Below are 26,307 nucleotides of genomic sequence, written 5' to 3'. Positions count from 1 at the left end.
CATGCGCGGCGTCGTGCCGGACCTGGAGAACCCGTCGCCCTTCATCACGCGCGTGCCGGCGGTGCTGCAGGAGGACGAGTTCCTGCAGCGGTGGCTCACCGCGTTCGACGCGTCGGTCGCGCCGATCATCTCGGTGCTCGACAACCTCGAGGCGTACGTGCATCCGGGCACGACGCCGCCGGACTTCCTCGACTGGCTCTCGGGCTGGGTCGACGTCGAGCTCGACGAGAACTGGCCGGTCGAGCAGCGCCGCAAGGTCGTCGCCGACGCGGCCGGGCTGCACCGGCGGGCGGGACGGTTCGACGGCGTCGCCGAGACGATGCAGCTCGTCGCCGGGCCCGAAGCCGAGGTCGAGGTCGCCGAGAGCGGCGGCACGTCGTGGTCGACGACGGCGCACGGCTCGCTCCCGGGCTCGGCCGACGGGACGGTGCGCGTGCGCATCGTGGGCGCCGCGGGCGCGCGCGGCGACGTCGAGGCCTTCCGGCGGCGCATCGAGCGCGCGGCGCGGCGGGTGGTGCCCGCGCATCTCCGTATCGAGATCGAGATCACGGAGGCGTGAGCATGGCCGACGGCATCGTGTGCGACGAATGCGGGGCGCACAACGACGAGGGCGACGACTTCTGCGGGCAGTGCGGCGCATACCTCGCGTGGGAGCGTCCCGCTGCGGCGACGGATGCCGCGCCCGCCGCGTCGTACGAGGAGGCGGCCTGGGAGGCGGAGCCCGAGCCGGAGCCTGAGCCGGAGCCGATCGCGGAAGCCGAGCTCGAGCCGATCCCGGAGCCCGAGCCGGAGCCGGAGCCGGAGCCGATCGCGGAAGCCGAGCTCGAGCCGATCCCGGAGCCCGAGCCGGAGCCGGAGCCGGAGCCGGAGCAGATCGCGGAAGCCGAGCTCGAGCCGATCGCGGAACCCGAGCCCGAGCCCGAGCCGATCCCGGAACCGGAACCGGAACCGGGACGTAAGCCGGAGTCGATCGCGGAGCCCGCACCCGCAGCCGAGCCGGTGCCCGATCCGGAGCCGTTCGCGGAAGCTGAGCCCGAGCCGATCGCGGAAGCCGAGCCCGAGCCGACGCCGGAGTCGATCCCGGAGCCTGCACCCGAGCCGATCCAGGCCCAGGTCCCGGCCCCGGCGCCTGAGCCGACGCCGGAACCTGCACCCGACTCGGTCCCGGAACCGAATCCCGAGCCCGCGGCCGAGCCGACGCCCGTGGCCGAGTCCGACTCGAAGCCCGAACCCGCGCCGCAGACCGAGCGAGCGAGAGCGAATACGACGAGCGAGCAGGTACTGCGACCGCGCACTCGTCGCATGTTCGCGCGTTCACCGATGTCGGAGCCTACGACCGACGCCGTCGCGGGGGCGGGGGCCGCGGGTGCCGGTGCCGCGGCATCCGCTCGTCATGCCGCGGCGCCGACGGTCGCAGCCGCAGCCGCAGCCGCAGCCGCAGCGGCAGCGGCAGCGGCAGCGCCGAGCGTGGCGGAACCGAAGACCGTGACGCCGACGAAGCCCGCGCCGCCGGCCGCGACCAAGCCGTCCCCGACCAAGCCGGCCCCGACCAAGCCCGCCGCGACCGTGCCGGCGCCGACGAAGCCCACCGCGACCAAGCCCGCCGCACCACAGCCGAAGTCCACGGCGCCGGCCCCGATGAAGCCGACGGCCGTGCCGCAGCGCCAGGTGCGACGGCAGGCGACGCCCGCCGATGCGCCGAAGCCGGGCGACCTGGTCTGTCCGAGTTGCGGCGCGGGCAACGCGCCGGGGCGCCACTTCTGTCGTCGGTGCGCGGCGGCGCTCGAGCCCGAGCCGGATCGGTCGCGACCCGTGTCCAGGCAGGCGGCCATCGGCACGCGCCCGAAGCGTCGGCGCCGGTTCCGGTACGGCTGGATCATCGCGGTGCTCGTGATCGGCGGCCTCGTGACGCTGGGGTGGTTCACGCGCGCGTCGATCTTCGGGTTCTTCGCGGCGGCGGCCGATCGCGTGGTCGACTCGAGCGCCCACAACCCGGTCGGGCTCACCGCGTCGAGCGCCGCCGACGGGCGCGGGCCCGAGCTCGCGCACGACGGCTTCTCGGATCGCTCGTGGGCGCCCGCGCCGACGGGGCCGGCGACGGGCGAGTGGTTGTCGGCGACCTTCGGCACCCCGTTCCGGCTCGTCGCGGTGCAGGTCTCGCCGGGGGCGTCGGCCGAGCAGGCGGTGTTCCTCGCCGAGGCCCGTCCGTCGACGATGCTGGTCACGACGACGGATGCCGCGGGCACGACGCACGATCAGACGATCAAGCTCGCCGACGAGCCCGGGCCCCAGCGGTTCGAGCTCGGGGTCGACGACGTGGTCGCGGTGCAGCTGACGATCGAGGGCGCGTACGGGGCGACGGATGCGACGCGCGTCGCCGTCGCCGAGGTGGAGTTCTTCGGCCGGTGAGCGCTCACTCGACGCCGAGGGCGGCGCGCATGTTCCGATAGCCCTGCTGGGCCCGCCGGGCGGCGATGACGTCGCCGGCCTGCTCGTGCATGGCGACGAGGGTTCGCCACGACTCGTCGAGCCAGGGGTCGATCTCGACCGCGCGTCGTGCGGCGGCGACCGCCGCGTGGGTCTCGCCGAAGTGGGCGTGCAGGTGCGCGAGCGACGATGCGGCCTCGCTCGCACGGTGTCGGTACCGTTCGCGGGCGCCGACCGCCCACTCCGCGGGTCCGTCCTCGGGCAGCACGTCGCCCGTGTAGAGATCGAGCGCGGAGACGAGCCGGTCGCGCGCCGTCGCGGGTTCGCGTCGGGCCTTGGCGACGGCGGCTTCGCTGAGGTGCGCGTCGAAGTCGACGAGGTCGCAGTCGCCGCCGCCGGCCAGTCCGAGCCGGTAGGCCTCGCCGACGCGTTCGACGATGCCGCCCTCGCCGCGTCCTGAGCCGGGCGCGATGCGGCGCAGGCTCGACACGCTGACGTGCAGGGCGTGCATGGCCGACTCGCTGCCGAGGTCGGTCCAGAGCAGGTCGGCGATGAGCTCGCGGTGCAGCGGGGCGCCGGCGTTCAGCGCGAGCATGCGGAGCAGGGTACGCGCCTGCGGGCGCACGAGCCTGAGGTCGGCGTCGACGCCGTCCAACCGGAGGCGGAAGCCGCCGAAGCAGCTCACGGTGACCTGCGCGACCGCCGCCTCGCTGACCTGCGCGCGGGCGCGCGGCCGACGGGGGAGCGCGACGGGGATCCGCGGCAGACCGGTCTCGAGGGCGGCGCGGCGCGCGGCGCCGGCGTGCCTCGCGGCTGCACGCGGGTCCGACGTCCGGAGCGCGGATGCCGCCTCGAGGAGCGCCCGCGGCCCGGGCAGGCCTCCCGTGATCGTCGCGGCGTCGACGGCGGCGAAGAGCTCGGCCGCACGGGGATCGCCGGTGCCGACCGCGCCGATGACGGCGACGGATCGACCCCAGGTCGCGACATCCGGCAGTCCGAGGCGTTCGCAACGTGCCGCGAACGCGATCGCTCGGTCCGTGCCGAAGACGCCGTGCCGAACACGGTCGAGCAGGTCGATCGCGTCGACGATGCAGATGCCCGTGAGGTCGTCGCGCTGTTCGAGCTGGTCGACGACCTGACGCACGGTGCCGCGCTCGGGGTGAGCGGTCAGCGCTGCGAGCGCCCCCCGCGCGAGTCGGCCGATGCCGCCGAGCCCGTGCTCGACCGCGCGGCGTTCGACGGCGATCAACCCGTCGAACGTCTCGTCGACCGGGGCGAGCGGCGCACGGATCACGAGCAGCGCGAGCTGGGCGACGCAGCGCTCGCCGACGTCCACCGCGGTTCGCAGGATGCGTCGCAGGAGCGGGACGGCGCCGGCGAGGTCGCCGCGGCGGATGCGCATCAGTGCGGCGTGCATCGGGGGGAGGGGCTGCCGCGTCGGGAGGTCGGACTGGTGGCCGTCGGGTCGCACCGACGCGACGCGGTCGCGGGCCCGGCCGAGTTCGATCGCCGTCGCGATGGCCGGCGAGCGGCGCACGACCCGGGCCGGTACCGACTCGGCCCAGAGTACGGCGCTCACCGGCATGCCCTCCTCGCCGAGCAGGTTCTCGAGCTCGCTCCAGCAGCGCCCGGCGGCGAGCGCGTCGGCCGCCTCGGCCACGCATCCCTCGTCCATGAGCACCCGGCACGCGGCTCGGGATGCCTCGGCGCGTTCGGACGCCTCCATGCCGCGCAGGAGGTGCCGACGGAGGATGGGCGGGAGCATCGGACGGCCGCCGTCGCTCCGGCTGTGCATGACGACGCCGCGGTCGAGGGCGCCGAGGAGCGCGACCGCATGGGTGCGGCCGAGGAGGCCGGCGACCCGCGCGAGATCGAGCTGCGGCATCGTCGCCGTCGCGGCCAGCGCGTGCACGAGGTTCGTGGGCAGGCCGCCGAGCACCTCCTCGAGCCAGCCCGAGGCCGTGTCGCCGGCGAGCGACTCGGCCAGCCATCCCTCGAGCGACTCGTCGTCGGCCCCGTCGGCGTTCGCGGCCAGATCGCGGATCGGCTGCGCCCAGCCGGCGGTCTCGAGGCGAACGCGGGACGCCGTCTCGAGGTCGATCCGGTGCCGGCCCGCCTCGCGGAACATCCCGGCGACGTCGGGCAGCCGCAGCGCGAGGTCGGGCGCGGTGACGACCCGGTCGCGCGCCACGTCGAACGAGGGCGGCCGCCGCGACACCACGAGCAGACGGCCCAGTCCGGATGCCGCGACGAACGCCTCGAGCACGGCTTCGGCGTCCGTGCCGAGCAGGTGCTGGGCGTCGTCGATCGCGAGCGTTCCGTTCGAGTCGGCCGCGGCGTCGCCGAGACGGCGGCGCGCGGCATCCGCATCTCCCCAAGCCCTCGTGGCGCGCACGAGGGTGCCGGCGGTGTCGGCGACGATGCGCTCGGCGTACGCGGTCTTGCCGCTGCCGGCCGCGCCGATCACGAAGGTCACCGTGCCGGCCGAGGCCGCCTCGCGCGCGCGTCGGATCGCGCCGGATCGTGAACCGGCATCGTCGAGAACCGTGGCGTTCGAGATCACGGTCGTCCCCCAATTGACGAACTGCGCTCCGAATGCGGCAAGCGTACTGCGGTGCTCGCGGGGCCGGAATCCGTGGCAGCACTGACGGCTGGCCCCAGAACGGGGGCGATTCGCGATTCGTCGAGGTTCCGCGCTGGTTCGGACCATGCCCGTGGAGGTGATATCCTCTTCAGGTTGCCGATTGCGGCACACGCCCCGATAGCTCAGTGGTAGAGCACTTCCATGGTAAGGAAGGGGTCGTCAGTTCAATCCTGACTCGGGGCTCTGGTTCTCCCGGTTCGGCCTTCGCGGGCCGGTCGGCGAAGCCTTCCCGGCGGGGTAGCTCAGGTGGTTAGAGCACACGGCTCATAATCGTGGTGTCGCGGGTTCGAGTCCCGCCCTCGCTACAACAGCCCTGGATTTCTTGCGAGATCCGGGGCTTTCGTGCTGTTCTAGACCGTCGCCGTCCCGGCCGCCCCGTCGTCGCGGCATCCCGAGGAGCCAGCCATGCGCAGATCGCGTCGCCCTGCCCGCAGCGAGTTGAAGAACACCGCGTACGAGATCTTCATCGGCGTGCTGTCGATCCTGTCGATCGTCAATCTCGTGCTCGTGTACGTCTGGCACGACGACGGCGCGCTCGAGCTCATCCTGTCGGCCATGAACGCCCTGTTCAGCGTGGTCTTCCTCGGCGACTTCATCTATCGCATCGCGACCGCCGAGTCGGCCGCGAGGTACTTCTTCCGCGGGTACGGCTGGGCCGATCTCCTCGCGAGTCTGCCGTTCCCGCAGTTGAAGATCCTGCGCGTGTTCCGGCTGCTGCGGGTGTACCGGCTCCTGCGCGACGTCGGGCCGCGGGCGGTCTGGAACACGCTGATCCACGATCGGGCGAACAGCGCGCTGATGACGTTGCTCCTGTTCGGCGTGCTCGTGCTCGAGTTCGGCAGCATCTCGGTGCTCGCGGTCGAGGAGCACTCCGAGGGCGCGAACATCACCTCGGCCGCCGACGCGCTCTGGTACACGATCGTCACGATCTCCACGGTCGGCTACGGCGACCAGTACCCGGTCACGACGTCCGGGCGGCTCATCGGCGCGCTCATCATCGTGGTCGGCGTCGGCATCTTCGGCACGTTCACGGGATACCTCGCGAACCTCTTCCTCGGGTCGGGCGGCGCGACGGCCGACGGGTCGGCCGACGACGAGGGCACCGACGGGTCGGTCACGGCGGGCAGCGACGCCGCCGCGGCGGGCGGGCCCGCGCAGGTCGAGGCGGAGCGAGCGGATGCCTCCGAGCGAGCGGATGCCTCGGAGCGAGCGGATGCCTCCGACGGCGCCCTGCTCGAGCGGCTCGCGACGCTGCTCGCACAGTCCGAGCGCACGACGAGCGAGCTGCGCGTGCTCCTGGCGGATGCCGCGCGCGAGGCCGACGGCGAACGGTGACGTCGGGGGTGCCCGGGCGTGATGTGATGGGAGCATGCCGACCATCCGTCTCGCCGTGACGGGCGCCACCTGGATCACGCCGAACCTGCGGAGGCTCCACCTGCGCGGCGACGATCTGTCGGCGTTCGACGGCAGCCCGTTCACCGACCGGTACCTGAAGCTCGTGTTCCCGAAGCCGGGGGTGGTCTACCCCGAGCAGATCGACGTGCGCGAGCTCCGCGCCACGATGCCCGCCGAAGACCTGCCGGTCGTCCGCACGTACACGGCGCTGCATCCGGATGTCGCGGCGGGCACGCTCGACATCGACTTCGTCGTGCACGGCGACGAGGGGGTCGCCGGCCCGTGGGCCGCGAACGCTCGGCCCGGCGACGTGCTGCTCGCGAACGGCCCCGGCGGCGCGTACCGGCCCGACGCCGGGGCCGACTGGCACCTGCTCGCGGGCGACGAGTCTGCCGTCCCGGCGATCTCGGCGGCGCTCGAGGCGCTGCCGGCCGATGCCGTGGCCAGGGTCGTCGTGCTCGTCGACTCGGCCGGGCACGAACCCTCGCTCGCGCTGCCCGAGCACGGCACGGTCGTGTTCCTGCACCGCGACGGCGGCACCGGCGAGGGGCTCCTCGCGGGGGCCGTGCGCTCGATCGAGTGGCTCGAGGGCCGCGTGCACGCGTTCGTCCACGGCGAGGCCGAGGAGGTCATGCGCGGAGTCCGGCCGTACCTGCGCACGGAGCGCGGGCTGGGGCGCGACCAGGTCTCGATCTCGGGGTACTGGCGCCGCGGTCGCACCGAGGACTCCTTCCGCCAGTGGAAGGCCGAATTCGCACGCGCCGAGGGCGCCGACGCCTGAGGGCGCCAAGGCCCGAGCGCGCCGACGCCCGAGCACGCCGCGGGTAGGCTGTCGGGGTGGAACCCGGCCTCGTCTTCGCCCTCGCATGGGCTGTGGTCGCGCTCGTCATCGGCGGCGTGCTGGTCGTGCGACGGCGGTGGATCGCCGAGGCCATCACGGCCGAGCGTCAGGCGACCGTGAACCGGGCGGGCTCGCGCGGCCCGAGCTCGAACGTGTTCCTCATCGTCGGCCTGGTGTTCGTCGCGATGGGCCTGTTCATCATCGTCTGGTGGGTCGCGAGCGCGTTCTGACCCGGGGCCGGCGCGGGCTCAGCGGAAGATGCGCCGCCACACGTTCGTGTCGGCGAGGTCGAGCAGTTCGTCGCCGCGGCCCGACATGACGGTGCGCAGCGCGTAGAGCGAGAAGCCCTTCACTTGCTCGGCGGTGATCGACGGCGGGATCGAGAGCTCCTGCCGTGCGACGACGACGTCGACGAGGGCGGCGCCCGGCTCGGCGAACGCGCGGGCGAGGGCGGCCTCGAGGTCGGCGCCGTGCTCGACGCGGATGCCGGTGATGCCGACCGATTCGGCGACGGCGGCGAAGTCGGGGTTCACGAGCTCGGTCCCGAAGTTCACGATGCCGGCCGCCTTCATCTCCACCTCGACGAAGTTCAGCGACGAGTTGTTGAAGACGACGATCTTGATCGGCAGGTCGTTCTGCCTGATCGAGAGCAGGTCGCCCATGAGCATCGAGAGGCCGCCGTCGCCGGCGAGCGCGATGACCTGGCGGTCGGGGGCGGCCCCCTGCGCGCCGAGCGCGTGGGGCATGGCATTCGCCATCGACCCGTGCGTGAACGATCCGATGAGGCGCCGCGCACGCGACATCCGCAGGTATCGGGCGCTCCAGACGACGGGGGAGCCGACGTCGGCGGTGAAGATCGCGTCCTCGTCGGCGAGCCGGTCGATGACGCGCGCCACGTACTCGGGGTGGATCGGCTGCTTGCCGTCGTCGTCGGCGAGGCCGTCGAGCTCGCGGCGGGACTTGGCGTAGTGCTTCAGGCTCGACTCGAGGTGCTTGCCGCTGCGGTCGGCCGCGATGAGCGGATGCAGCGCGGCCGCGGTCTCGCGCACGTCGCCGACGAGCCCGACGTCGATCGGCGTGCGCCGGCCGAGCTGTTCGCCGCGCAGGTCGACCTGCACGATCTTCGCCTTCGACGGGTAGAACTGCCGGTACGGGAAGTCGCTGCCGAGGATGAGCAGCGCGTCGCACTTCTCCATGGCGCGGTATCCGGAGGCGAAGCCGAGCAGCCCGGTCATGCCGACGTCGTACGGGTTGTCGTACTCGATGTGCTCCTTGCCGCGGAACGCGTGCACGATCGGCGCCTGGAGGCGTTCGGCGAGCGCGACGACCTCGTCGTGCGCGCCCGCGACGCCCGCTCCGGCGAGGATCGTGACGGATGCCGCGGAGTTCAGCACTCCTGCGGCCTCGTTCAGCTCCTCGACAGCGGGCAGCACGCGGGGTCGGGTCGCGCGGATCGGCGCGCTCGGCCGGCGCGCGGGCGCGTCGCGGAAGAACACGTCGCCCGGCACGACCACGACGGCGACGCCCTGCCGTTCGACGGCGGTGCGCATGGCGATCTCGAGCACCCACGGCAGCTGCGACGGGTCGCCGACGAGTTCGCAGTAGACGCTGCACTCGCGGAACAGCTCCTGCGGGTGCGTCTCCTGGAAGTACCCGCTGCCGATCTCGGACGACGGGATGTGCGAGGCGATCGCGAGCACGGGCACGCGGCTGCGCTGCGCGTCGAAGAGCCCGTTGACGAAGTGCAGGTTGCCGGGCCCGCAACTGCCGGCGACGACCGCGAGTTCGCCGGTCACGGCGGCATCCGCGGCGGCGGCGAAGGCGGCGGTCTCCTCGTGCCTGGCGTGCAGCCAGCGGATGCCGCCGTCATGGCGCAGTGCGTCGGTGAATGCGTTGAGCGAGTCGCCGGGCAGCCCCCAGATGCGGCTCACCCCCGCCCGCTTCAGCGTCTCCACGAACAGTTCGGCGATGGTCTGCGACATCCGTCGTCCTCCCCCGAGGATCCCCGACGCCGGACGACGCCGTGCTTCCACCGTACGCGCGGCGGGCGTATCCTGCGGGGGGTTGCGCAAGATCGGGGGTGGCCGTGGCCGACGTCGTGATCCTGAGCGGGGCCGGGCGCTACGCCGACCCGTGGCATCCGTTCGCCGAGACGAGCGACGCGCTCGCCGGGCTCGCGAGCGACGCGGGGTTGACGGTGCGGGTGGCCGACGATCCGGATGCCGCGCTCGCCGTGCTCGACGACGGGGTGCGCATCGTCGTGGTGAACGCGGGCGACCCCGAGGGCCGGCCGCCGGCGAGCGCCGAACGGGTCGTCGAGGCGGCCGCCGCGCTCGACCGGGCGCTGCAGCGCGGCATCGGGATCCTCGCGATGCACGCCGCCGCGGCGAGCCTGCGCGACTACCCCGCGTACGAACGCGCGGTGGGTGCGCGGTGGGTGCGCGACGTGTCGTGGCATCCGCCGATCGGCGAGACGCGGGTGCATCTCGTCGGCGACCACGCCGTCGCCGAGGGCCTCGTCGACTTCACCGTGTTCGACGAGCGCTACACGGGCCTGCGGCTGCTCGGCACGATCGAGCCGATCGCCGAGCACGAGCAGGACGGCACGCGGCATCCGCTCGTGTGGGCGCGCGAGTCCGGACGGTCGCGCCTCGTGTACGACGCGCTCGGGCACGACGACCGCTCCTACGAGTCGGCCGGGCATCGCGAACTCGTCACGCGTGCGCTGGGCTGGCTCGCCGAGGCGACGTCGGCCTCGCGCTGACGCCTCGAGGTCGGGCGTCGAGGTCGAGGTCGAGCGGATGCCGCGCGCCCGCGCCTGCGCCCGGCTACGCGTTCGCGGGGCAGTGCACCTGCGTGCGCTCGCCCGAGCGGTCGATGCGGTGCCGGTCCATCGCCCCGCCGCAGAGCGGGCAACGGGGGTCGGCCGGCGGCACGTACGGCGCCTCGGGGCGGCCGATGCCGACCTGCGCCGGGCCGGTGAAGTTGTAGACGAGCGCGTTGAAGCGGTTGTAGAACCCGGGCTTGCCGAGGAACGGGTTGAGCCGGGCGGGCGTGCGCGGGGCTCGCGGTGGGGCCGGTTCGCTCGCGGGAGGCGGCGAGCCCGCGGCATCCGCATCTCTTCGTGCCATAAACGTTAGTATACTAATGAATTGTGACGAACCGAACGGATGCCCCTGACGCCGAGCCCGCCGGCCGCGTCGACGACGTCGACCTCGTTGATGCCGACTCCGTCGATGTCGACCCCGTCGACCCGCTCGCGCTGGAACGCCAGCTCTGCTTCGCGCTCGCCGTCGCCTCGCGCCTCGTGATCGGCGTCTACAAGCCGATCCTCGAGCCGATGGGGCTGACGCATCCGCAGTACCTCGTCATGCTCGCGCTGTGGGAGCAGGAGCCGCGCGCCCTCGGCGAGGTGGCCCGGCTCGTGCGGCTCGAACCCGCGACGCTGTCGCCGCTCGTGAAGCGGCTCGAGGCGGCGGGCTACGTCACCCGCGAGCGGTCGAGCCTCGACGAGCGGCAGCTCGCCCTCCGCCTCACCCCCGAGGGGCGACGGCTGCGCGCGCAGGCCGAGCGCGTGCCCGAGCAGGTCGTCGCCGCGCTCGGCGTCGAGGTCGACGACCTCGTGCACCTGCACGGCGAGCTCTCGGCGCTCATCGGGCGGGTGAGCCCCGCGCCGCGCGACTGACCGCGCGACCGAGCGGGTCGGTCAGGCCGGGCCGAGCACCGCGTTGACGAGCCTGGCGGCCGCGGCGGCGTCGGTCGGCGCGCGGCCGAGCGCGCGCAGCACGACCGCGCCCACGAAGGCGTCGCCGAGCTCGTCGAGCGGCCGATCGGGCGACAGTTGGCCCGCGGCGACGGCGGACTCGAACCGGGCTCGCAGCAGCGGATTCGCGCCGAGCTGCTCCGAGAGCCGGGCGCCGACGCTCGGGTGGTCGCCGGCCGCGGCGATGAGCGAGTGCACCATCGTGTCGCCGCCCTCGCGGTCGACGAACGCGAGGATGCCGCGGAGCCAGGCGATCAGGTCGGCGCGAAGGTCGCCCGTGTCCGCCGGGCTGAATCCCTCGGGGAACAGCCGGCCCTCGAGCAGGCAGTCGGCGACGAGCGCGCCCTTCGACGGCCACCACCGGTAGATCGTCTGCTTGCCTACGTGGGCCTCGGCCGCGATGCCCTCCATCGTGAGGTGGTCGTAGCCGCGCGCCGCGAAGAGGCGGGCCGTGGCGTCGAGGATCGCGACCCGCGCGGCCTCGCTGCGGACCGGACCACGTCGATGCTCGGACATCTGCACATGGTACTCAGGCCGAGGGCGGTGCACGCGCGGCGCTCGCATGATCCTCCCAGCAAGACGAGACGGTGCGTCTCGTATACTCGCACGGTCGATCGCGACGCGATCGCAGGCGAGAGGAACCGACGTGGCCGAGCTGCTGTACCGACTGGGCAAGTTCTCAGCCCGCCGAGCCTGGGTGGTCATCGCCGCCTGGACGGTGGTGCTGGCCATCGCGGTCGGCGGGTTCCTCGTCGGCTTCAAGGGCCTCACGACGAGCTTCGACGTGCCGGGCACCGCATCGGGCGACGTCGTCGCCGAACTCGAGGACGAGCTGCCCGAGTACAGCGGCGGCGCCGGCACGGTCGTCTTCACCACGACCGACGGATCGGCGCTGACCGAGACGCAGCAGGCCGAGATCAGCGCGCTCATCGCCGATCGGTCCGACCTCGTCGACGTCGAGGACGTGGTCGACCCGTTCGAGGCGCAGCAGCAGCTCGACGACCAGCGGCAACAGGTCGCCGACGGCCAGACGCAGCTCGACGACGGCCAGGCCCAGCTCGACGAGGGCCAGGCCCAGCTCGACGCGGGCGCGGCGCAGCTCGACGCGGGCCAGGCCCAGCTCGACGCCGGGCAGGCGCAGCTCGACGCGGCCCGCGAGCAGGCCGTCGCCGCGGGCGCGCCCACCGACGAGCTCGACGCCCAGCAGGCGCAGCTCGACGCGCAGCAGGCCCAGATCGACGCGCAGCGCGAGACGCTCGACGCCGAGCAGGCCAAGCTCGACGACGGCCGCGACGAGCTCGCCGCCAACACCGAGCAGCTCGAGCTCGGCACGGAGCTCCTCGGCTACGCCGACGACATCCGCCTCGTCTCCGAGGACGGCTCGACCGCGATCGCGAACGTCTCGTTCACGGTGCCCCGCCTCGAGCTCTCCGAAGACGCGAAGCAGTCGGTCATCGACCACTTCTCCGAGCCCGTCGAGGGCGTCTCGGTGTCGTTCTCGACCGACATCTCGCAGGGCGTGCCCGAGCTGTTCGGCGTCGGCGAGGCGGTCGGCCTCGTCATCGCCGCGATCGTGCTGCTCGTGATGCTCGGCTCGGTCATCGCGGCATCCCTCCCGCTCGTCACCGCGATCTTCGGCGTCGCCGTCGGCATCCTCGGCTCGCTCGCCTTCTCGGGCGTCGTCGACATGGCCTCGGTCACGCCCATGCTCGCGGTCATGCTCGGCCTCGCGGTCGGCATCGACTACTCGCTCTTCGTCGTCAACCGCCACCGCAAGCAGCTGCTCCAGGGCGCCGAGGTCGTCGAGTCCATCGGCCTCGCGAACGGCACCTCGGGCAATGCGGTCGTCTTCGCCGGCACGACCGTCATCGTCGCACTGGCCGCGCTGAACATCACCGGCATTCCGTTCCTCGGCCTCATGGGCACGGTCGGCGCGGTCGCCGTGGCGGTCGCCGTGCTCATCTCCACGACGCTCACACCTGCGCTGCTCGGCCTGCTCGGCATGCGCATCCTCCGGCGGAAGGTGCGCGCCCACCTCGGCGAGGGCAACCGGCACGAACCGCCCGTCGTCACGGCCATGCCCACCTGGCGGGCCGTGCTCACGGGCATCGTCGCGATCGTGGCGCTGCTCGTGGTCGCCATCCCGGCGCTCTCGATGCGCGTCGGCCTGCCCGACGGCTCGAGCGAACCCCACGACTCCGCCGCCTACGAGGCGTTCACCGTCACCGAGGAGCAGTTCGTCGCCGGCGCGAACAGCCCGCTGCTCGTGACCGCCGAACTCCCCGAGGGCACGACCGAAGACGACGTGCTGCCGCTCCAGGTCGACATCGCCTCGACGATCGCCGAACAGGACGACGTGGTCGCCGTCGCGGCCGTCGACGTCTCCGACGACCGCTCGCTCGCCGTGTTCCAGGTGATCCCGGCCGAGGGCCCCAACGCCGCCTCCACCGAGCAGCTCGTGCGCGACCTCCGGGCGCTCCCGCCGGTGAACGGCGACATCGCACTCGGCGTCGCGGGCCAGGCGGCGATCAACATCGACATCTCGGAGGGGCTCGCCGACGTGCTGCCGCTCTACCTCGTCGTCGTGGTCGGCCTGTCGCTGCTCATCATGATCCTCGTGTTCCGGTCGCTGCTCGTGCCGATCGTCGCCACCGGCGGGTTCATCCTGTCGCTGTTCGCGACGTACGGCGCGATCGTCGCGGTGTTCCAGTGGGGCTGGGGCGCCGACGCGCTCGGCATCAGCACCGGACCGATCCTGAGCTTCCTGCCGGTGATCCTCGTCGGCATCCTGTTCGGGCTCGCGATGGACTACCAGCTCTTCCTCGCGACGGGCATGCGCGAGGCCTTCGTGCACGGGTCGCCCGCGCGGCTCGCGGTGGCGCAGGGTCTGCGTGCCGGCCGCTCTGTCGTCGTCGCCGCGGGACTCATCATGGTCTCGGTCTTCGGCGGGTTCATCTTCTCGGAGTCGACGATGATCCGCTCCGTCGGGTTCGGCCTCGCCTTCGGCGTGCTCGTCGACGCGTTCATCGTGCGCATGCTGCTCATGCCCGCGATCATGCACCTGCTCGGCCGTTCGGCCTGGTGGATCCCGAAGTGGCTCGACCGCATCATGCCCGACGTCGACGTCGAGGGGGCCGCGCTCGAGCGTCGCCACCACCTCGTCACCGCGGCAGGCGAAGCGGATGCCGCGGGGCCGGCGCTCGTCGTCACTGGAACGGCCGGCGTGCCGGCCGCCGACGAGACGGCGGCGCCCTCGACCACGCACTGACGACTGCCCGATCGGGCCTGCCCGCTCGTCCGCCCCGGCGTTAGCATGACGCCGTGGCGGATGAGCGGGATCGATGACCTCACCCGATCGGGGCGGCAGCAGGGCCGGCACCACGCGCAGCACGGTCGGCGTCGTGGCGTTCATCGTCGCGCTGCACCTGCTCGGCTGGGGCGTGCTGCTCGTGGCCGTGGTGCCCGCCGGCATCCCGCTCGGCGCGGGTGACGGCACCGCGCTCGTGACCCTCGGCGTCGGACTCGCCGCGTACACGCTCGGCCTGCGGCACGCGTTCGACGCCGACCACATCGCGGCCATCGACAACACGACCAGGCGCCTGAGCGAGCGCGGCCGGCCGGCGAACACCGTGGGGTTCTGGTTCTCGCTCGGCCATTCGACGATCGTGCTCGTGCTCTGCGTGCTGCTCACCTTCGGCGTGACCGCGATCAGCACGTCGCTCGCCGACGACGCGTCGGCCCTGCACGCCTGGACCGGGGTGATCGGTCCGACCGTCTCCGGCGTCTTCCTGCTCGTCATCGCCGCCGTGAACATCGCCTCGCTGCGGGCACGCGCGCGCCCCGAGGCATCCGACGCTCGCGCGAGCGGGGGACCGGTGCTGCGCCTGCTCGGCCCGTTCGAGCGTGCGGTCGACCGGCCGTCGCGCATGTACGGCGTCGGCCTGCTCTTCGGCCTCGGCTTCGACACGGCGACCGAGATCGGGCTGCTCGCGCTCGCCGGGGCCTCGACGCTCGCCGCGGTGCCCTGGTGGGCGGCGCTCACCCTGCCCATCCTGTTCGCGGCGGGCATGAGCGCGTTCGACACGGCGCAGGGCGCCGTGATGCGGCGGGCGTACGCTTGGCAGCCGGCGAGCGCTGGCGCCGACGGCGGAGGCATCCGGTCCCGCAGTGTCGGCATCGCCTACGGCATCGGCATGACCGTGCTCTCGGTGGTCGCCGCGATCCTCATCGCGGTCGTGCAGCTGTCGGACGTGCTCGTCGCGAACCTCGGTTTCGGCGACCCGTTCGCGTGGATCGCCGCGATCGGCATCGACGACCTCGGGCTCGTGCTCACGGCCCTGCTGCTCGCGACGTGGGCGGCGGTGCTCATCGCGACGAGGCGCACGCGTCCCGTGCCCGTCTGACCCCGCGGCATCCGCTCGCCGGCTGCTCGGGCGGTCGCCGTCAGGGCGCCGACGCGCGCGCGACGAGCCGGTACGGCGCCTGCTCGACCCGCGGCGGTGAGGCGGGATCCTCGACCAGCCGCAGCACGGATGCGACCGCGAGGCGCGCGATCTCGTGGAGGTCGGGCGCGATGCTCGTGAGCGCCGGCGCGGCGAAGGCGGACTCGGGGGAGTCGTCCCAGCCGACCACGGCGACCCGGTCGGGCACGGCGACGCCCGCCTCGCGGAAGGCGCGCAGCGCGCCGATCGCGAGCAGGTCGTTCGCGCAGACGAGGGCGTCGATCTCCAACGGGCCCCGCTCGAGCAGCGCCAGCACGCGGGCGTGGCCCTCCTCGCGCGAGTAGTCGCCGTCGGGCGAGGCCGGGTCCCACGACGACACCTCGAGCAGCTGCCGCGGATCGGGTTCGAGTCCGGCCTCGCGCAGCGCGAGGCGGAAGCCCTCCAGGCGCAGGTCCGCCGCCGCGGCGCCGATCGAGGCATCCGGAACCGCACCGAGGAAGCCGAGCGAACGGCGGCCGGAGGAGATGAGGTGCGCCGTGGCGTCTCGTGAGGACAGCACGCTGTCGACCACGACGCGATCGACCCTCGCGCCCCGGATGCGCTCGCCGAGCACCACGAGCGGCACCGGGCGGGCCCGTCGTCGCGCCTCGGCGAGCTGCCCGTCGTCGAGCGACATGGGGCTGAGCAGGACCCCGTCGGTCAGGAGCGTGCCGTATCCGGATGCCGCGCGCAGTTCGCGCTCGGGGTCCCCGTGCGTCTCGTCGACGACCACGTCGTAGCCGACCCGCTCGGCCGCGCTCACGATCGCGTGGGCGAGCTGCGCGAAGTAGGGCAGCGACAGGAACGGGACCGAGAGGGTGAGCAGGTTGCTGCGCCCGGCGCGCAGCTGCCGTGCGGCGAGCTGCGGCCGGTAGCCGAGCTCGGCGGCGGCGGCCTCGACCTTCTCGCGGGTCGCCGCGCTGACCGCCGCGCCCCCGTTGATCACGTTCGAGACCGTGCGGTACGAGACGCCGGCGATCGCCGCGACGTCCTTCAGGGTGGGGCCGGCCGAGCGGTGGCCCGGCCGGGATCGGCCGCCGCTCACCAGCGGTTCCGAACGTCCTCGGCCCAGCCGAGCAGCCCGTCGACCTCGAGGCGCTCGCCGTCGACGAGGACCCAGCCGGAGTAGTGGCCGAAGCACTGGTGGCCGTGCGAGCCGAAGACGAGCAGCTCGGTCGAGCTCACCCGGTCCCAGAACGGCTCGAAGCGAAGGTCGGCGGATGCCCCGTGGATGCGCCATGGCGCGAGCCAGTCGGTCTCGTCGTACTCCCAGTCGAGCTCTTCGCCGATCTTGTGCAGGCGTCGGCCGACGAGCACCGCGTTCTCGGTGGACCCGGTGCCGTCGGTCCACCTGCCGCCGAGCTGCAGGCCGATCGTGCGCCCGCCGACCGTGCCAGAGGCGGCGCCCCAGTTCCAGACCATGCGGTACGGCCAGCGCCCGCGGCCGTGGTCGAGCACCGCCCAGCTCTCGCCGACGGGCAGTTCGATGCGCTCGCCGCCGACCTCGAGCCATCCGCTCGCCGGTCTCGCGACGTCCTTCACGGTGTACTGGAACCGGGTCGCCGACCAGGGCACGACGACGCCGAGGCATTCGTGGCCGTCGGGCCGGTGCGCGATGATATCGAGGCGAACGTCGCCCGCCGTCGCCCGCAGGCGGGTGCCGCCGTCGACCTCGTCGAGATCGATCGTGAGCGACCGCGTGCGGGCGCGGGCCGGTCCGTCGCCGAGCGAGGCCGGCAGTTCGGCGCTCGAGGCGAGCGGGGCGATCGCCGATCGGTCGATCGTCGCGCCGGTGCGGCGGTCGTGCACGAGCACGGCGTGCACGGCGGCGTAGTCGAGCGAGGAGACCGTGAGCGCGACGAGGTGGGTCGGCGTCGTGACGGCCCAGTACTCCCAGCGCTTGTTGCGGCCCCAGGCACCGCGGCCGTCGATGCCCGAGGTGTCGAGCAGCGGGGTGCGCGTCCAGCCGACGGCCTCGGGGTTCAGGCGTCCGTCGGCCCCGACCAGGGCGACGGGGGCGGTGAGCTCACGCTCGGCGATCATGCGGGGCATCGGCGTCCTCTCGGGGGTTCGGGCTCGGATTCGGCTTCGCGTTCGGGCTCTGGTCCTGGCTCCGACCCGTCGCCTCGGCGAAGCGGGCGTGGAGCTCGGCGGTGACCTCGCGCACGCGGTCGGCACTCGCCTTGACGAGCGTGCGGTCCGCGGTCAGCAGGCCGTTCAGCTCGTCCTCGACGTCGGAGAGCTGCGTGTAGATCGTGCCCGCGAGCCCGGCCCTGATCGCCGGCAGCACCTCGCGGCGATGCAGCTCGACGAACGCGTCGGTGAAGGCATCGGGGTCCGTGTACCGCCGGTAGCCGAACTCGCGCGGACCGAACTCGTGACCTGGCAGGCGCAGGCTGTAGCCGCCGTACTCCGAGACCACCACGGCCCGGCCGTCGCGGCGCCACGACCGATCAGGACGGATGCGTCGGAAGTAGACGTGCAGGCTCCGCAGGTCGCCGCCGCGCTGGTCGTGCCATCCGCTCGCGTGGTCGATGACCCGGTCGGGGTCGATCGCCCGGATGCGCTCGACGGCCTCGAGGGCGTCGAACTGCCCCCAGCCCTCGTTGAACGGAACCCAGATCACGATGCTCGGCGTGTTCTTCAGCAGCCGCACCGTCTCGTCGAGCTCGGCCGTGAACTCGGCGCGACCGGCCTCGTCCTGGCGGCCGAAGAGCCGGTGGCGGCGGTCGTCCAGGCGCACCGGCAGGGCGACGGGCGCCGTGATGACGGCCGGGTTGTAGCGGCGGCCGCCGTTGACCATGTCCTGCCACACGAGCATGCCGAGCCGGTCGCAGTGGTGGTACCAGCGCATCGGCTCGATCTTGATGTGCTTGCGCAGCACGGTGAAGCCGAGCTCCTTCATGGTGCGGATGTCGTGCACCATCGCGGCATCCGACGGCGGGGTGTAGAGCCCGTCGGGCCAGTACCCCTGGTCGAGCACGCCCGCGTGGAAGACCGGTCGCCCGTTGAGCATGAGCCGCTGGTGGCCGTGCTCGTCGAGCGCGACGCCGACCGACCGCATGCCGACGTAGCTCTCGACGCGGTCGTCGCCGAGCGTGACGACGAGGTCGTAGAGGAAGGGGTCGTCGGGGGACCACTCGCGGGGGTCCTCGACCGGGAGTGTGAGCGTGGTGCCGGTCGGCCCGTTCGTGCGTGCGACCTCGCGGCCCTCGGCGAGCAGCACCACGGTCGCGATGCCGGCGACGGATGCCTCGACCACGACCTCGACCCGCCGTTCGCCCAGCACGGGGCGAACGTCGAGCCCGCGCACGAACTGCTCGGGAACGGATTCGAGCCAGACCGTCTGCCAGATGCCCGACTGCGCCGTGTACCAGATGCCGCCGCGCTTCAGGGCTTGCTTGCCGCGCGAGTGGAACGACGTGTCGCTCGGGTCGACGATGTCGACCCGGAGCGTGTGCTCCAGGCCGTCGGCGAGCGCCTCGGTCACGTCGATCGTGAAGGGCAGGTACCCGCCCCGATGCCCGCCAACCTGCTCGCCGTCGACGAACACGCGGCAGCGCTGGTCGACCGCGCCGAAGTGCAGCAGCACGCGGCCGGCGAGGAACCCCTCGGGCAGGCGCACCGTGCGCTCGTACCAGAGGTGCTCGTCGGGCTGCAGCTGGCGCTCGACGCCCGAGAGCGCGGACTCGGGCGAGAACGGCACGAGGATCTCGCCGTCCCACGTCGTCGGTACCGCGGCGTCGCCGGTGATCGCGTACGACCAGCGGCCGTTCAGGATCAGGCAGCTGTCGCGGACGAGCTGCGGGCGCGGGTACTCGGGCAGGACCGCGTCGGGGTCGAGCTCGTCGGCCCACGGGGTGCGCCGGCTCACGGACGCGCCTCCGTGGCGGGCTCGGCCGGCTCGGTGCGCCCGGCCGGCTCGTCGCGGCGCAGCACGCGAGCCCTGGCGAGCGCGAGCAGCGGCACGAACACGAGCACGGCGGCGGCGACCGGGAAGATCTCCGCGCCGGGAACCGGGCTCTCCTGCCCGAGCTCGACGTAGGTGTGGGCGGCGCCCGAGATGACGGCCGCGCCGATGGCCGGGCCGATCACCATCGGCAGCATGATCGCCATGATCATGCGGGCGCCCTGCACGCCGCCGGCGCGGTCGGCCGGGGTGTGGTCGCGGGTCATGGCCGAGACCGTCGCGACCGAGGCCATCATGCCGGCCATCATGAGCGTCGCGGCGGCGATGACCCACCCGAACTCGCGGGCGAACGCCATCGCGATGAGCCCCGCCGCGAACACGCCGACGGCGGGCAGCAGGAAGCGCGCCTTGCCCACCCGGTCCATGACGCGGCCGCCGAGCACGCTCAGCACCGAGGCGAGGATGAGCACGACGCCGAGGGCGATCGCATAGGCCTCGAGCCGCAGCGAGTAGCGCAGGTAGATCAGCACGTACGGGAGGAACACCTGCGAGGCGATGCCGACGACCATCCAGATCGAGAGCGTGATGAACAGCGCCGGCTCGCGGCGGATCGTCGCGGGGCGCAGCCCGTCGAAGATGGACCGGAACACCCCCGACGTGCGGGTCGGCACGCCGCGGTCCTGCACGAGGAACCAGGCCGCGACACCGGTGAGGGCCGTGATGCCGCCGATGAGCGCGAAGAACGCCGTCCACTGCCCGTTCTGCGTCATCGGGTCGAGCAGTCCGAAGACGAGGAGCATGCCGAGCAGCGGCATGATCGCGAGCCAGCCGTCGACCCGGCCGCGGTTCGCGGGCACCGTGGAATCGGTCACCCATGCCGAGAACGCGGCGTCGTTCGCCCCGGAGCCGAAGACGCTCATGACGCAGTCGAGCGCGATGATCGCGATGATCGACCCGAGCAGGGCGGGAGCGGCCGACCCCGCGGCATCCGAGGACCCGAACAGGCCGAAGGCCGCGGTGAGCAGGCCCCAGACGACGTAGCCGACGGCGATGATCTCGCGGCGCCGGCCGAGCCGGTCGGACCAGGCGCCGACGACGAGCGTGGCGACCGTCGCCGCGATCGCGCTCGCGGCGACCATGATCGCGATGACGGCGGGGTCGGTCGAGATCGTGTCGTAGACGAACAGGTTGAGGTACATGTTCTCGATGACCCAGGCGATCTGGCCGACGAGCCCGACCACGATGACGGCCGTCCAGGTGCGAGGGCCGAGCGCGGCGCGGGCCTCTGGCCTGGGCGGGCCGGGAGTGCGGGTCGGGATCGGGCTGGGGGTGCTGGCTGGTGCGGTCATGGGTTCCTCGTTCTGGATTTCAACGTTGAAATCACGAGCGAGCGTAGCAGGCCCGGCCCGCCCAGCGGCACCCGGACGCCTCACAGGCGGCAGGACTAGGCTGAGATGTGACTTCCGGCGAAAACCCCGTCGTGGCCGAGGCTCCCGAAGAGCCCGCCGCGATCAGCTTCGCCGACCTCGGACTCGACGGCGCCGTGCTCAAGGCCCTCTCCGATGTCGGCTACGAAACCCCCTCGGCCATCCAGGCCGCCACCATCCCGACGCTCCTCGCGGGGCGCGACGTCGTGGGCCTGGCCCAGACCGGCACCGGCAAGACGGCCGCCTTCGCGCTCCCGATCCTCGCGCGCCTCGACGAATCCCAGAAGAGCCCGCAGGCGCTCGTGCTCGCCCCCACGCGCGAGCTCGCCCTGCAGGTCTGCGAGGCCTTCGAGAAGTACGCGTCGCGCATGCGCGGCGTGCACATCCTCCCGGTCTACGGCGGCCAGGGCTACGGCGTGCAGCTCTCGGCGCTGCGCCGCGGCGTGCACATCGTCGTCGGCACCCCCGGTCGCATCATGGACCACCTCGACAAGGGCACGCTCGACCTCTCGGAGCTCAAGTACCTCGTGCTCGACGAGGCCGACGAGATGCTCAAGATGGGCTTCGCCGAAGACGTCGAGACGATCCTCGCCGACACCCCCGACGACAAGCAGGTCGCCCTGTTCTCGGCGACGATGCCTTCGGCAATCCGCCGCATCTCGAAGCAGTACCTGAACGACCCCGAAGAGATCACCGTCAAGACCAAGACGACGACCTCCGCGACCATCACTCAGCGCTACCTCGTCGTCTCGCACCAGCAGAAGATCGACGCCCTCACGCGCATCCTCGAGGTCGAGAACTTCGAGGGCATGATCATCTTCGTGCGCACGAAGAGCGTCACCGAAGAACTGGCCGAGAAGCTCCGCGCCCGCGGGTACTCCGCCGCCGCGATCAACGGCGACATCGCGCAGGCGCAGCGCGAGCGCACCGTCAACCAGTTGAAGTCGGGCAAGCTCGACATCCTGGTGGCGACGGATGTCGCGGCCAGAGGCCTCGACGTCGAGCGCATCAGCCACGTCGTCAACTACGACATCCCCACCGACACCGAGTCGTACGTGCACCGCATCGGGCGCACCGGCCGGGCCGGCCGCACGGGCGACGCGATCAGCTTCGCGACGCCCCGCGAGCGGCGCCTCATCTCGGCGATCGAGAAGGCCACGCGCCAGCAGCTCACCCAGATGCAGCTGCCCAGCGTCGAAGACGTCAACGTCACCCGTCTCTCGCGCTTCGACGACCGCATCACCGCGGCGCTCGAGCAGACCGACCGCATCGCGGGGTTCCGCGACATCATCGGCCACTACATGAAGCACCACGACGTGCCCGAGGTCGACGTGGCGGCCGCGCTCGCCGTCGTCTCGCAGGGCGAGTCGCCGCTGCTGCTCGAGCCGGAGCCCGAGCGTCCCGCACGCGAGTGGAAGGAGCGCGACGACCGCGGCCGCGGCTCGCGCGACGGCGGTTCGCGCGACGGCGCGCGCGGCGGGCGCTACGACCGCGACGACGATCGCGGCGACCGTCGCGGCCGCGGCGGTCCGCGCCTGGCGACCTACCGCATCGCGGTCGGCCGCCGGCACAAGGTCGAGCCCCGCCAGATCGTGGGCGCGCTCGCCAACGAGGGGGGCCTCCGCCGCGAGGACTTCGGCGCGATCCAGATCCGCCCCGAGTTCTCGCTCGTCGAGCTCCCCGCCGACCTGCCCCGCGAGACGCTCGAACGCCTCGACGGCACGCGCATCAGCGGGCGCCTCATCGAGCTCCGACCCGACCGCGGCGCCCCGTCGCGCGGCGGCGACCGCGGCGATCGCGGCAATCGGTACGACCGGGGCGGCGATCGCCCGGCGAAGCGCTACGACCGCGACGACGGACCTGCGCGTTCGTACGACGACCGAGCAGACCGCGACCGCCGCGACGGCGCCGACTCGGGTGCCCCGGCCGACGCCGAGGGCCCCGCTCGCAAGCCGCGGCACAAGCCCGGTCGCGACGACTAGGGTCCGTGCGACGAGGTTCCGCGCGGCCGCGCTCCATGCGGTCGAGGCCCGTGCGGGCGCGATCCGTGACGCCGCGATCGGTCGGGGCGCGTCCTGGCGAGGCGCATGCTGACGGGTCGCGTGCTGATCGGGCGCGTGCCGTCCGGGTTCGCTGCGCGATCGCGGCCGTCGTCGTGCTGCTGGCGGGCCTCGCCCTGCAGTTGCCCGACCGCACGGTCGCGATCGACCTCGCCGGAAGCGCGCTCTACGCGTCCCTCGTCGGGCTGATCGTCGCGATCGCGAGCCCGCGCCTGTCGGGCCCGGCGGTCGCGCTGATCGGATTCGGCGTCTCGACGGCGGTCGAACTGCTCCAGCTCACGGGCATCCCGGCGGCGCTGGTCGCGGCCGTGCCGCCGCTGCGGCTCGTCTTCGGCAGTTCGTTCGATGCGCTCGACCTCGTCGGCTACGCCGTGGGCGCGGTGCTGCTCCTCTTCGTGCACGGGGCCGCGCTGCGCTCGGCCCGCAGCTCGACGCGGCGTGCGACCGGTCGCTCGGTCGGTCGCGCAGCCGAGCGCTCCGATCAGCGCACGGACCAGCACGCGGCCCGCAGCGCGGAGCCCGCCCCGGGGCCGGCCCGCAGCGACGAACGCGACCCCGGGCCCGCCGGCGAGCGGGAACCCTGAGCCCGACCGCCCGACCACGCGGAAACGGCGGATGCCGCGGAGCACGAGCCCCGCGGCATCCGCCGTTCGTCTGCTGCGTCAGCCCTGCAGGCCGATCTCGAACGACACGCGGCCGTCGTCGCCGACCTTCGCGTCGAGCGTCTTGTCGGTGAGGGCGACCGCGGCGGTCTCGCCAAGGTAGACGCGCGCGCCGTCCTGTTCGACCACGGAATCGGTCGGATCGGGCGTCGGCACGACGGCCACGGCGAACTCGGTCGCCGCGGTGTCCTGCGCGTTGATGCGCAGCCCGGATCCCTCGGGGGCACCGTTGCGGGAGACGATCTCCTTGACGACGGTGCTGGCGTTCTCGGTCAGTGTGAGCATGTGCTCCTCCTCTGCGATCACGAATGTCCTACCCTTCCGAAGCCGTCGGATGCTCGCAACCCCTTGCATCGGGCGAGCGGATGTCCCAGACTGGGCGCCCCTCGAAGGTTTCGACTCGGTCACACTCCGTCTTCATGTGCCGTTCAGTTCGGCGTGTTCGGCTAGGTTGAGCGCGACGCCCGACGTCGCGCGTCGCCGCCGAACGATGGGATGCCCTCGTGAGAACCCGCGCAGCCGAATACCCGCGGCCGCACCACTTCCTCCTGCACATCAGCGACACGCACCTGCTCGCCGGGGGCGGGCGGCTCTACGACCGGGTCGCGAGCGAACAGCACCTGCGGAGCCTGTTCGAGGAGTTCGAGGCATCCGGCGGGCGCCCCGAGGCGATCGTCTTCACGGGCGACCTCGCCGACAAGGGCGAGCCCGACGCGTACGACCGCATCCGCCGCATCGTCGACCCGGTCGCCGAACGTCTCGGCACTCGCGTGATCTGGGTCATGGGCAACCACGACGACCGCGACGCGTTCCGCCGCGGGCTGCTCGACGACGCCCGCGGCGGGTACCGACCGGTCGACCGGGTCGACGATGTCAACGGGCTGCGGGTCATCACGCTCGACACGACCGTGCCAGGGCAGCACCACGGCGAGGTCGCGCCCGAGCAGCTCGACTGGCTCGCCGAGGAGTTGTCGATCCCGGCGCCGCACGGCACGATCCTCGCGATGCACCACCCGCCCGTGCCGAGCGTGCTCGACCTGGCCGTCTCGGTCGAGCTGCGCGACCAGGCCTCCCTCGCCGAGGTCGTCGAGGGCAGCGACATCCGCTCGATCATCGCCGGGCACCTGCACTACTCCTCGACGGCGACGTTCGCGGGCATCCCCGTGTCGGTCGCCTCGGCGAGCTGCTACACGCAAGACCTCAACGTGCCCGTCGGCGGCACCCGCGGGCGCGACGGCGCGCGCGCCTTCAACCTCGTGCACGTGTACCCGACGACGGTGCTGCACTCGGTCGTGCCGCTCGGCACGACGCCCGCGCTCGACTGGATCGACGCCGACGAGAGCGCACGCCGGCTCGCCGCGTCGGGCATCGCGATTCCGGATGCCGCCGCGCCGCCGGTGCCGAACGACCCGCCGTTCACGATGCCGGTGCCCGTGCTCGCGCGCTGACCCGGCGTGTGCCCGACGGGAATCCCGTTCGATCACCGGAAGCCCGGCATCACGGGATTCTGCGGCGGGATCGGGATTCGTGCGGGCCATCTCGAGCGGTCACGTCAGATACCGCCGCCGTCTGGTGCGCGGGACGCCGAGGCGCAGCAGACGCTCCTCGACGGGAGCCCTGGCGAGCATGTCGTTCCAATCCCAACGATCGAAGCCCGCCACCTGTCGCCGGATCGCGTTCTCGCGGTCCTTCTCGCTGATGACGGCGTCGACGGCGCGGCCCACGGCCGTCCCGTCGGCGGATCGGCTGCCCGCGCGGTACTTTCCCCGACCGTCGACCTCGACGCCGACTCCGACCTCCGGCCAGAAGAAGTCGAGGAACGCGGGCCGGCCGAGCTCCGGCAGCCAGAGTTCGTGCTGCAGCTGCGGTTCCGAGAAGCCGAGCTCCTCGATCAGGATCCGGCTGCCGGTCTCGAGCGGTGAGTCCGCGAGCGGTGTCGCGCGCGACAGCACCGCCTCGGCCCGACGGCTGCCAGCGTAGGGCTTCAGGCGGATGTGCTCCGCCGCCAGACGGTCGGGGGTCGTGTGCGGGGTCCGTGCGGTGATCCGCGGGATGTGGAGTGCGGCATCCGTCGCCGTCAGGGCGGCGATGAGCGGCGCGTGCCGGGCGAGCTGCAGCAGCGAGAACTCGACGGATGTCGTGAGGCATCCGTCGATCTCGAGGCACTCGACTGGTTTCGTGCGGGCGACCTCGACCACACCCGCGCGGCGGCGGCCGTGGGGGCCGCGGGCGAGGATGTAGACCTCTGCCGGCCAGGGGCCGATGATGGGGAGCCCGTGCAGTACGGCGGCGGAGTAGCTCGTGAAGACCGGCGCGGAGAAGGTGCGTGCGACCGCGTGGGTCGCGGCGAGGTACTCGATTCGGCGGCGTTCGGCCGGCGATGGCGCCGGACCCGTGCCGATGGGCGCCTTCGACGCGTCACGGTAGACGCCGCGGCGGATCTGGACGAGGTCGCCGTTCGCGACGGCCGCGCGCAGTTCGCTGTGACGGCCCTGCGCTCGGACGTCTGCGAAGTGCACGAGGCCATGCGGATCGAGCGGGAGGCGTTGCGGCATGCGTCGAGCATCGCCGAACGCCCGCCGCCGACGCTCGAGTCGCCGTCGAGACGTGGACCAGCACCGTGGTGCATCCGGTTGGGGAGGAGCGGTCGCTCCTCGCAGAATCCCGTTCTGCCGCGGGAATCCCGCGCTCCAGGGG

The 26,307-nt window shown here is 72.8% G+C and carries 22 protein-coding genes and 2 tRNA genes; 14 read left to right on the top strand and 10 right to left on the bottom strand.

The features are described 5' to 3' along the window. The first annotated feature begins 13 nt into the window (after nt 1–13). Complete coding sequence (locus tag GQQ92_RS15435; RefSeq protein ID WP_197738294.1) at nt 14–559, top strand: phage tail protein; 546 nt, start codon at nt 14–16, stop codon at nt 557–559. Between the two features lie 2 nt (nt 560–561). Beyond that, nucleotides 562–2,409 (top strand): zinc ribbon domain-containing protein, encoded by a 1,848-nt coding sequence (locus GQQ92_RS16665; RefSeq protein WP_197738293.1) that lies wholly within the window; start codon nt 562–564, stop codon nt 2,407–2,409. A gap of 4 nt (nt 2,410–2,413) precedes the next feature. On the opposite strand, the gene GQQ92_RS15425 is transcribed toward GQQ92_RS16665, so the two are convergent. Beyond that, nucleotides 2,414–4,990: a BTAD domain-containing putative transcriptional regulator gene (locus GQQ92_RS15425; RefSeq protein ID WP_157000192.1), complete on the bottom strand. Its 2,577-nt coding sequence runs from the start codon at nt 4,988–4,990 to the stop codon at nt 2,414–2,416. Between the two features lie 192 nt (nt 4,991–5,182). Between GQQ92_RS15425 and GQQ92_RS15420 the strand changes: the two genes are divergently transcribed. The 5 genes from GQQ92_RS15420 to GQQ92_RS15400 all read left to right on the top strand — a co-directional run bounded on the left by GQQ92_RS15420 (nt 5,183) and on the right by GQQ92_RS15400 (nt 7,537). After that, nucleotides 5,183–5,254, top strand: a tRNA-Thr gene (locus tag GQQ92_RS15420). A gap of 48 nt (nt 5,255–5,302) precedes the next feature. After that, a tRNA-Met gene (locus GQQ92_RS15415) sits at nt 5,303–5,376 on the top strand. A 100-nt stretch (nt 5,377–5,476) separates the two neighbouring features. Beyond that, on the top strand, nt 5,477–6,406 hold the full coding sequence (locus GQQ92_RS15410; RefSeq protein WP_157000191.1) for a potassium channel family protein: 930 nt from the start codon (nt 5,477–5,479) through the stop codon (nt 6,404–6,406). A gap of 34 nt (nt 6,407–6,440) precedes the next feature. Further along, nucleotides 6,441–7,247, top strand: a complete 807-nt coding sequence (locus GQQ92_RS15405) for a siderophore-interacting protein (RefSeq protein WP_157000190.1) — start codon at nt 6,441–6,443, stop codon at nt 7,245–7,247. A 56-nt stretch (nt 7,248–7,303) separates the two neighbouring features. Next, nucleotides 7,304–7,537 carry a hypothetical protein gene (locus tag GQQ92_RS15400; RefSeq protein WP_157000189.1) on the top strand — a complete coding sequence of 78 codons (234 nt, stop codon included), beginning with the start codon at nt 7,304–7,306 and terminating at the stop codon, nt 7,535–7,537. 18 nt (nt 7,538–7,555) lie between these two features. Here the strand turns inward: GQQ92_RS15400 and poxB are convergent, their stop codons facing one another. Further along, the gene (gene poxB, locus GQQ92_RS15395; protein ID WP_157000188.1) at nt 7,556–9,289 is read right to left on the bottom strand and encodes a ubiquinone-dependent pyruvate dehydrogenase; all 1,734 of its coding nucleotides are present in this window, start codon (nt 9,287–9,289) and stop codon (nt 7,556–7,558) included. A gap of 98 nt (nt 9,290–9,387) precedes the next feature. Here poxB and GQQ92_RS15390 point away from each other — a divergent pair, with 98 nt between their 5' ends. Beyond that, nucleotides 9,388–10,071 (top strand): ThuA domain-containing protein, encoded by a 684-nt coding sequence (locus GQQ92_RS15390; protein WP_197738292.1) that lies wholly within the window; start codon nt 9,388–9,390, stop codon nt 10,069–10,071. Between the two features lie 64 nt (nt 10,072–10,135). Here GQQ92_RS15390 and GQQ92_RS16660 read toward each other — a convergent pair whose 3' ends face one another. Then, nucleotides 10,136–10,438 (bottom strand): hypothetical protein, encoded by a 303-nt coding sequence (locus GQQ92_RS16660; protein ID WP_197738291.1) that lies wholly within the window; start codon nt 10,436–10,438, stop codon nt 10,136–10,138. A gap of 23 nt (nt 10,439–10,461) precedes the next feature. Between GQQ92_RS16660 and GQQ92_RS16655 the strand changes: the two genes are divergently transcribed. Further along, nucleotides 10,462–10,992, top strand: coding sequence for a MarR family winged helix-turn-helix transcriptional regulator (locus GQQ92_RS16655; protein ID WP_197738290.1), 531 nt, complete (start codon nt 10,462–10,464; stop codon nt 10,990–10,992). Between the two features lie 21 nt (nt 10,993–11,013). Here GQQ92_RS16655 and GQQ92_RS15375 read toward each other — a convergent pair whose 3' ends face one another. Further along, entirely contained in the window at nt 11,014–11,586 is a 573-nt protein-coding gene (locus tag GQQ92_RS15375; protein ID WP_157000186.1) for a TetR/AcrR family transcriptional regulator, read from the bottom strand. A gap of 130 nt (nt 11,587–11,716) precedes the next feature. On the opposite strand from GQQ92_RS15375, the gene GQQ92_RS15370 reads away from it, so the two are divergent. Both GQQ92_RS15370 and GQQ92_RS15365 read left to right on the top strand, forming a co-directional pair. After that, on the top strand, nt 11,717–14,338 hold the full coding sequence (locus tag GQQ92_RS15370) for an MMPL family transporter (protein WP_157000185.1): 2,622 nt from the start codon (nt 11,717–11,719) through the stop codon (nt 14,336–14,338). 73 nt (nt 14,339–14,411) lie between these two features. Further along, nucleotides 14,412–15,473: a HoxN/HupN/NixA family nickel/cobalt transporter gene (locus GQQ92_RS15365; protein ID WP_157000184.1), complete on the top strand. Its 1,062-nt coding sequence runs from the start codon at nt 14,412–14,414 to the stop codon at nt 15,471–15,473. Between the two features lie 40 nt (nt 15,474–15,513). Here the strand turns inward: GQQ92_RS15365 and GQQ92_RS15360 are convergent, their stop codons facing one another. From GQQ92_RS15360 to GQQ92_RS15345, 4 genes are read right to left on the bottom strand one after another with little or no spacing between them, the layout of a single operon-like run. Continuing rightward, complete coding sequence (locus GQQ92_RS15360) at nt 15,514–16,596, bottom strand: LacI family DNA-binding transcriptional regulator (protein WP_197738289.1); 1,083 nt, start codon at nt 16,594–16,596, stop codon at nt 15,514–15,516. Further along, on the bottom strand, nt 16,593–17,603 hold the full coding sequence (locus GQQ92_RS15355; RefSeq protein WP_197738288.1) for a DUF2804 domain-containing protein: 1,011 nt from the start codon (nt 17,601–17,603) through the stop codon (nt 16,593–16,595). Before GQQ92_RS15355 ends, GQQ92_RS15360 begins: the two co-directional genes overlap by 4 nt. Then, the gene (locus GQQ92_RS15350) at nt 17,578–19,425 is read right to left on the bottom strand and encodes a glycoside hydrolase family 2 protein (protein WP_157000182.1); all 1,848 of its coding nucleotides are present in this window, start codon (nt 19,423–19,425) and stop codon (nt 17,578–17,580) included. Before GQQ92_RS15350 ends, GQQ92_RS15355 begins: the two co-directional genes overlap by 26 nt. Then, nucleotides 19,422–20,810 (bottom strand): MFS transporter, encoded by a 1,389-nt coding sequence (locus GQQ92_RS15345; RefSeq protein WP_157000181.1) that lies wholly within the window; start codon nt 20,808–20,810, stop codon nt 19,422–19,424. Before GQQ92_RS15345 ends, GQQ92_RS15350 begins: the two co-directional genes overlap by 4 nt. A 107-nt stretch (nt 20,811–20,917) precedes the next feature. Here GQQ92_RS15345 and GQQ92_RS15340 point away from each other — a divergent pair, with 107 nt between their 5' ends. Together GQQ92_RS15340 and GQQ92_RS15335 are read left to right on the top strand one after the other, a co-directional pair. Then, on the top strand, nt 20,918–22,870 hold the full coding sequence (locus GQQ92_RS15340) for a DEAD/DEAH box helicase (protein ID WP_157000180.1): 1,953 nt from the start codon (nt 20,918–20,920) through the stop codon (nt 22,868–22,870). Between the two features lie 65 nt (nt 22,871–22,935). Next, a complete protein-coding gene (locus GQQ92_RS15335) occupies nt 22,936–23,532 on the top strand; it encodes a ribosomal maturation YjgA family protein (RefSeq protein ID WP_197738287.1) in 597 nt (198 codons plus the stop codon). Between the two features lie 78 nt (nt 23,533–23,610). Here the strand turns inward: GQQ92_RS15335 and GQQ92_RS15330 are convergent, their stop codons facing one another. Beyond that, a complete protein-coding gene (locus GQQ92_RS15330) occupies nt 23,611–23,895 on the bottom strand; it encodes a hypothetical protein (protein WP_157000178.1) in 285 nt (94 codons plus the stop codon). Between the two features lie 218 nt (nt 23,896–24,113). Here GQQ92_RS15330 and GQQ92_RS15325 point away from each other — a divergent pair, with 218 nt between their 5' ends. Then, complete coding sequence (locus tag GQQ92_RS15325) at nt 24,114–25,058, top strand: phosphodiesterase (protein ID WP_157000177.1); 945 nt, start codon at nt 24,114–24,116, stop codon at nt 25,056–25,058. 99 nt (nt 25,059–25,157) lie between these two features. Here GQQ92_RS15325 and GQQ92_RS15320 read toward each other — a convergent pair whose 3' ends face one another. Then, the gene (locus GQQ92_RS15320) at nt 25,158–26,165 is read right to left on the bottom strand and encodes a hypothetical protein (protein ID WP_157000176.1); all 1,008 of its coding nucleotides are present in this window, start codon (nt 26,163–26,165) and stop codon (nt 25,158–25,160) included. Between the last annotated feature and the right edge of the window lie 142 nt (nt 26,166–26,307).

It is taken from the genome of Agromyces terreus (assembly GCF_009749465.1).
GTDB lineage: Bacteria > Actinomycetota > Actinomycetes > Actinomycetales > Microbacteriaceae > Agromyces > Agromyces terreus.
Note: the sequence above shows the minus strand (reverse complement) of the source record. Positions and strands in the feature narration are given on the sequence as shown.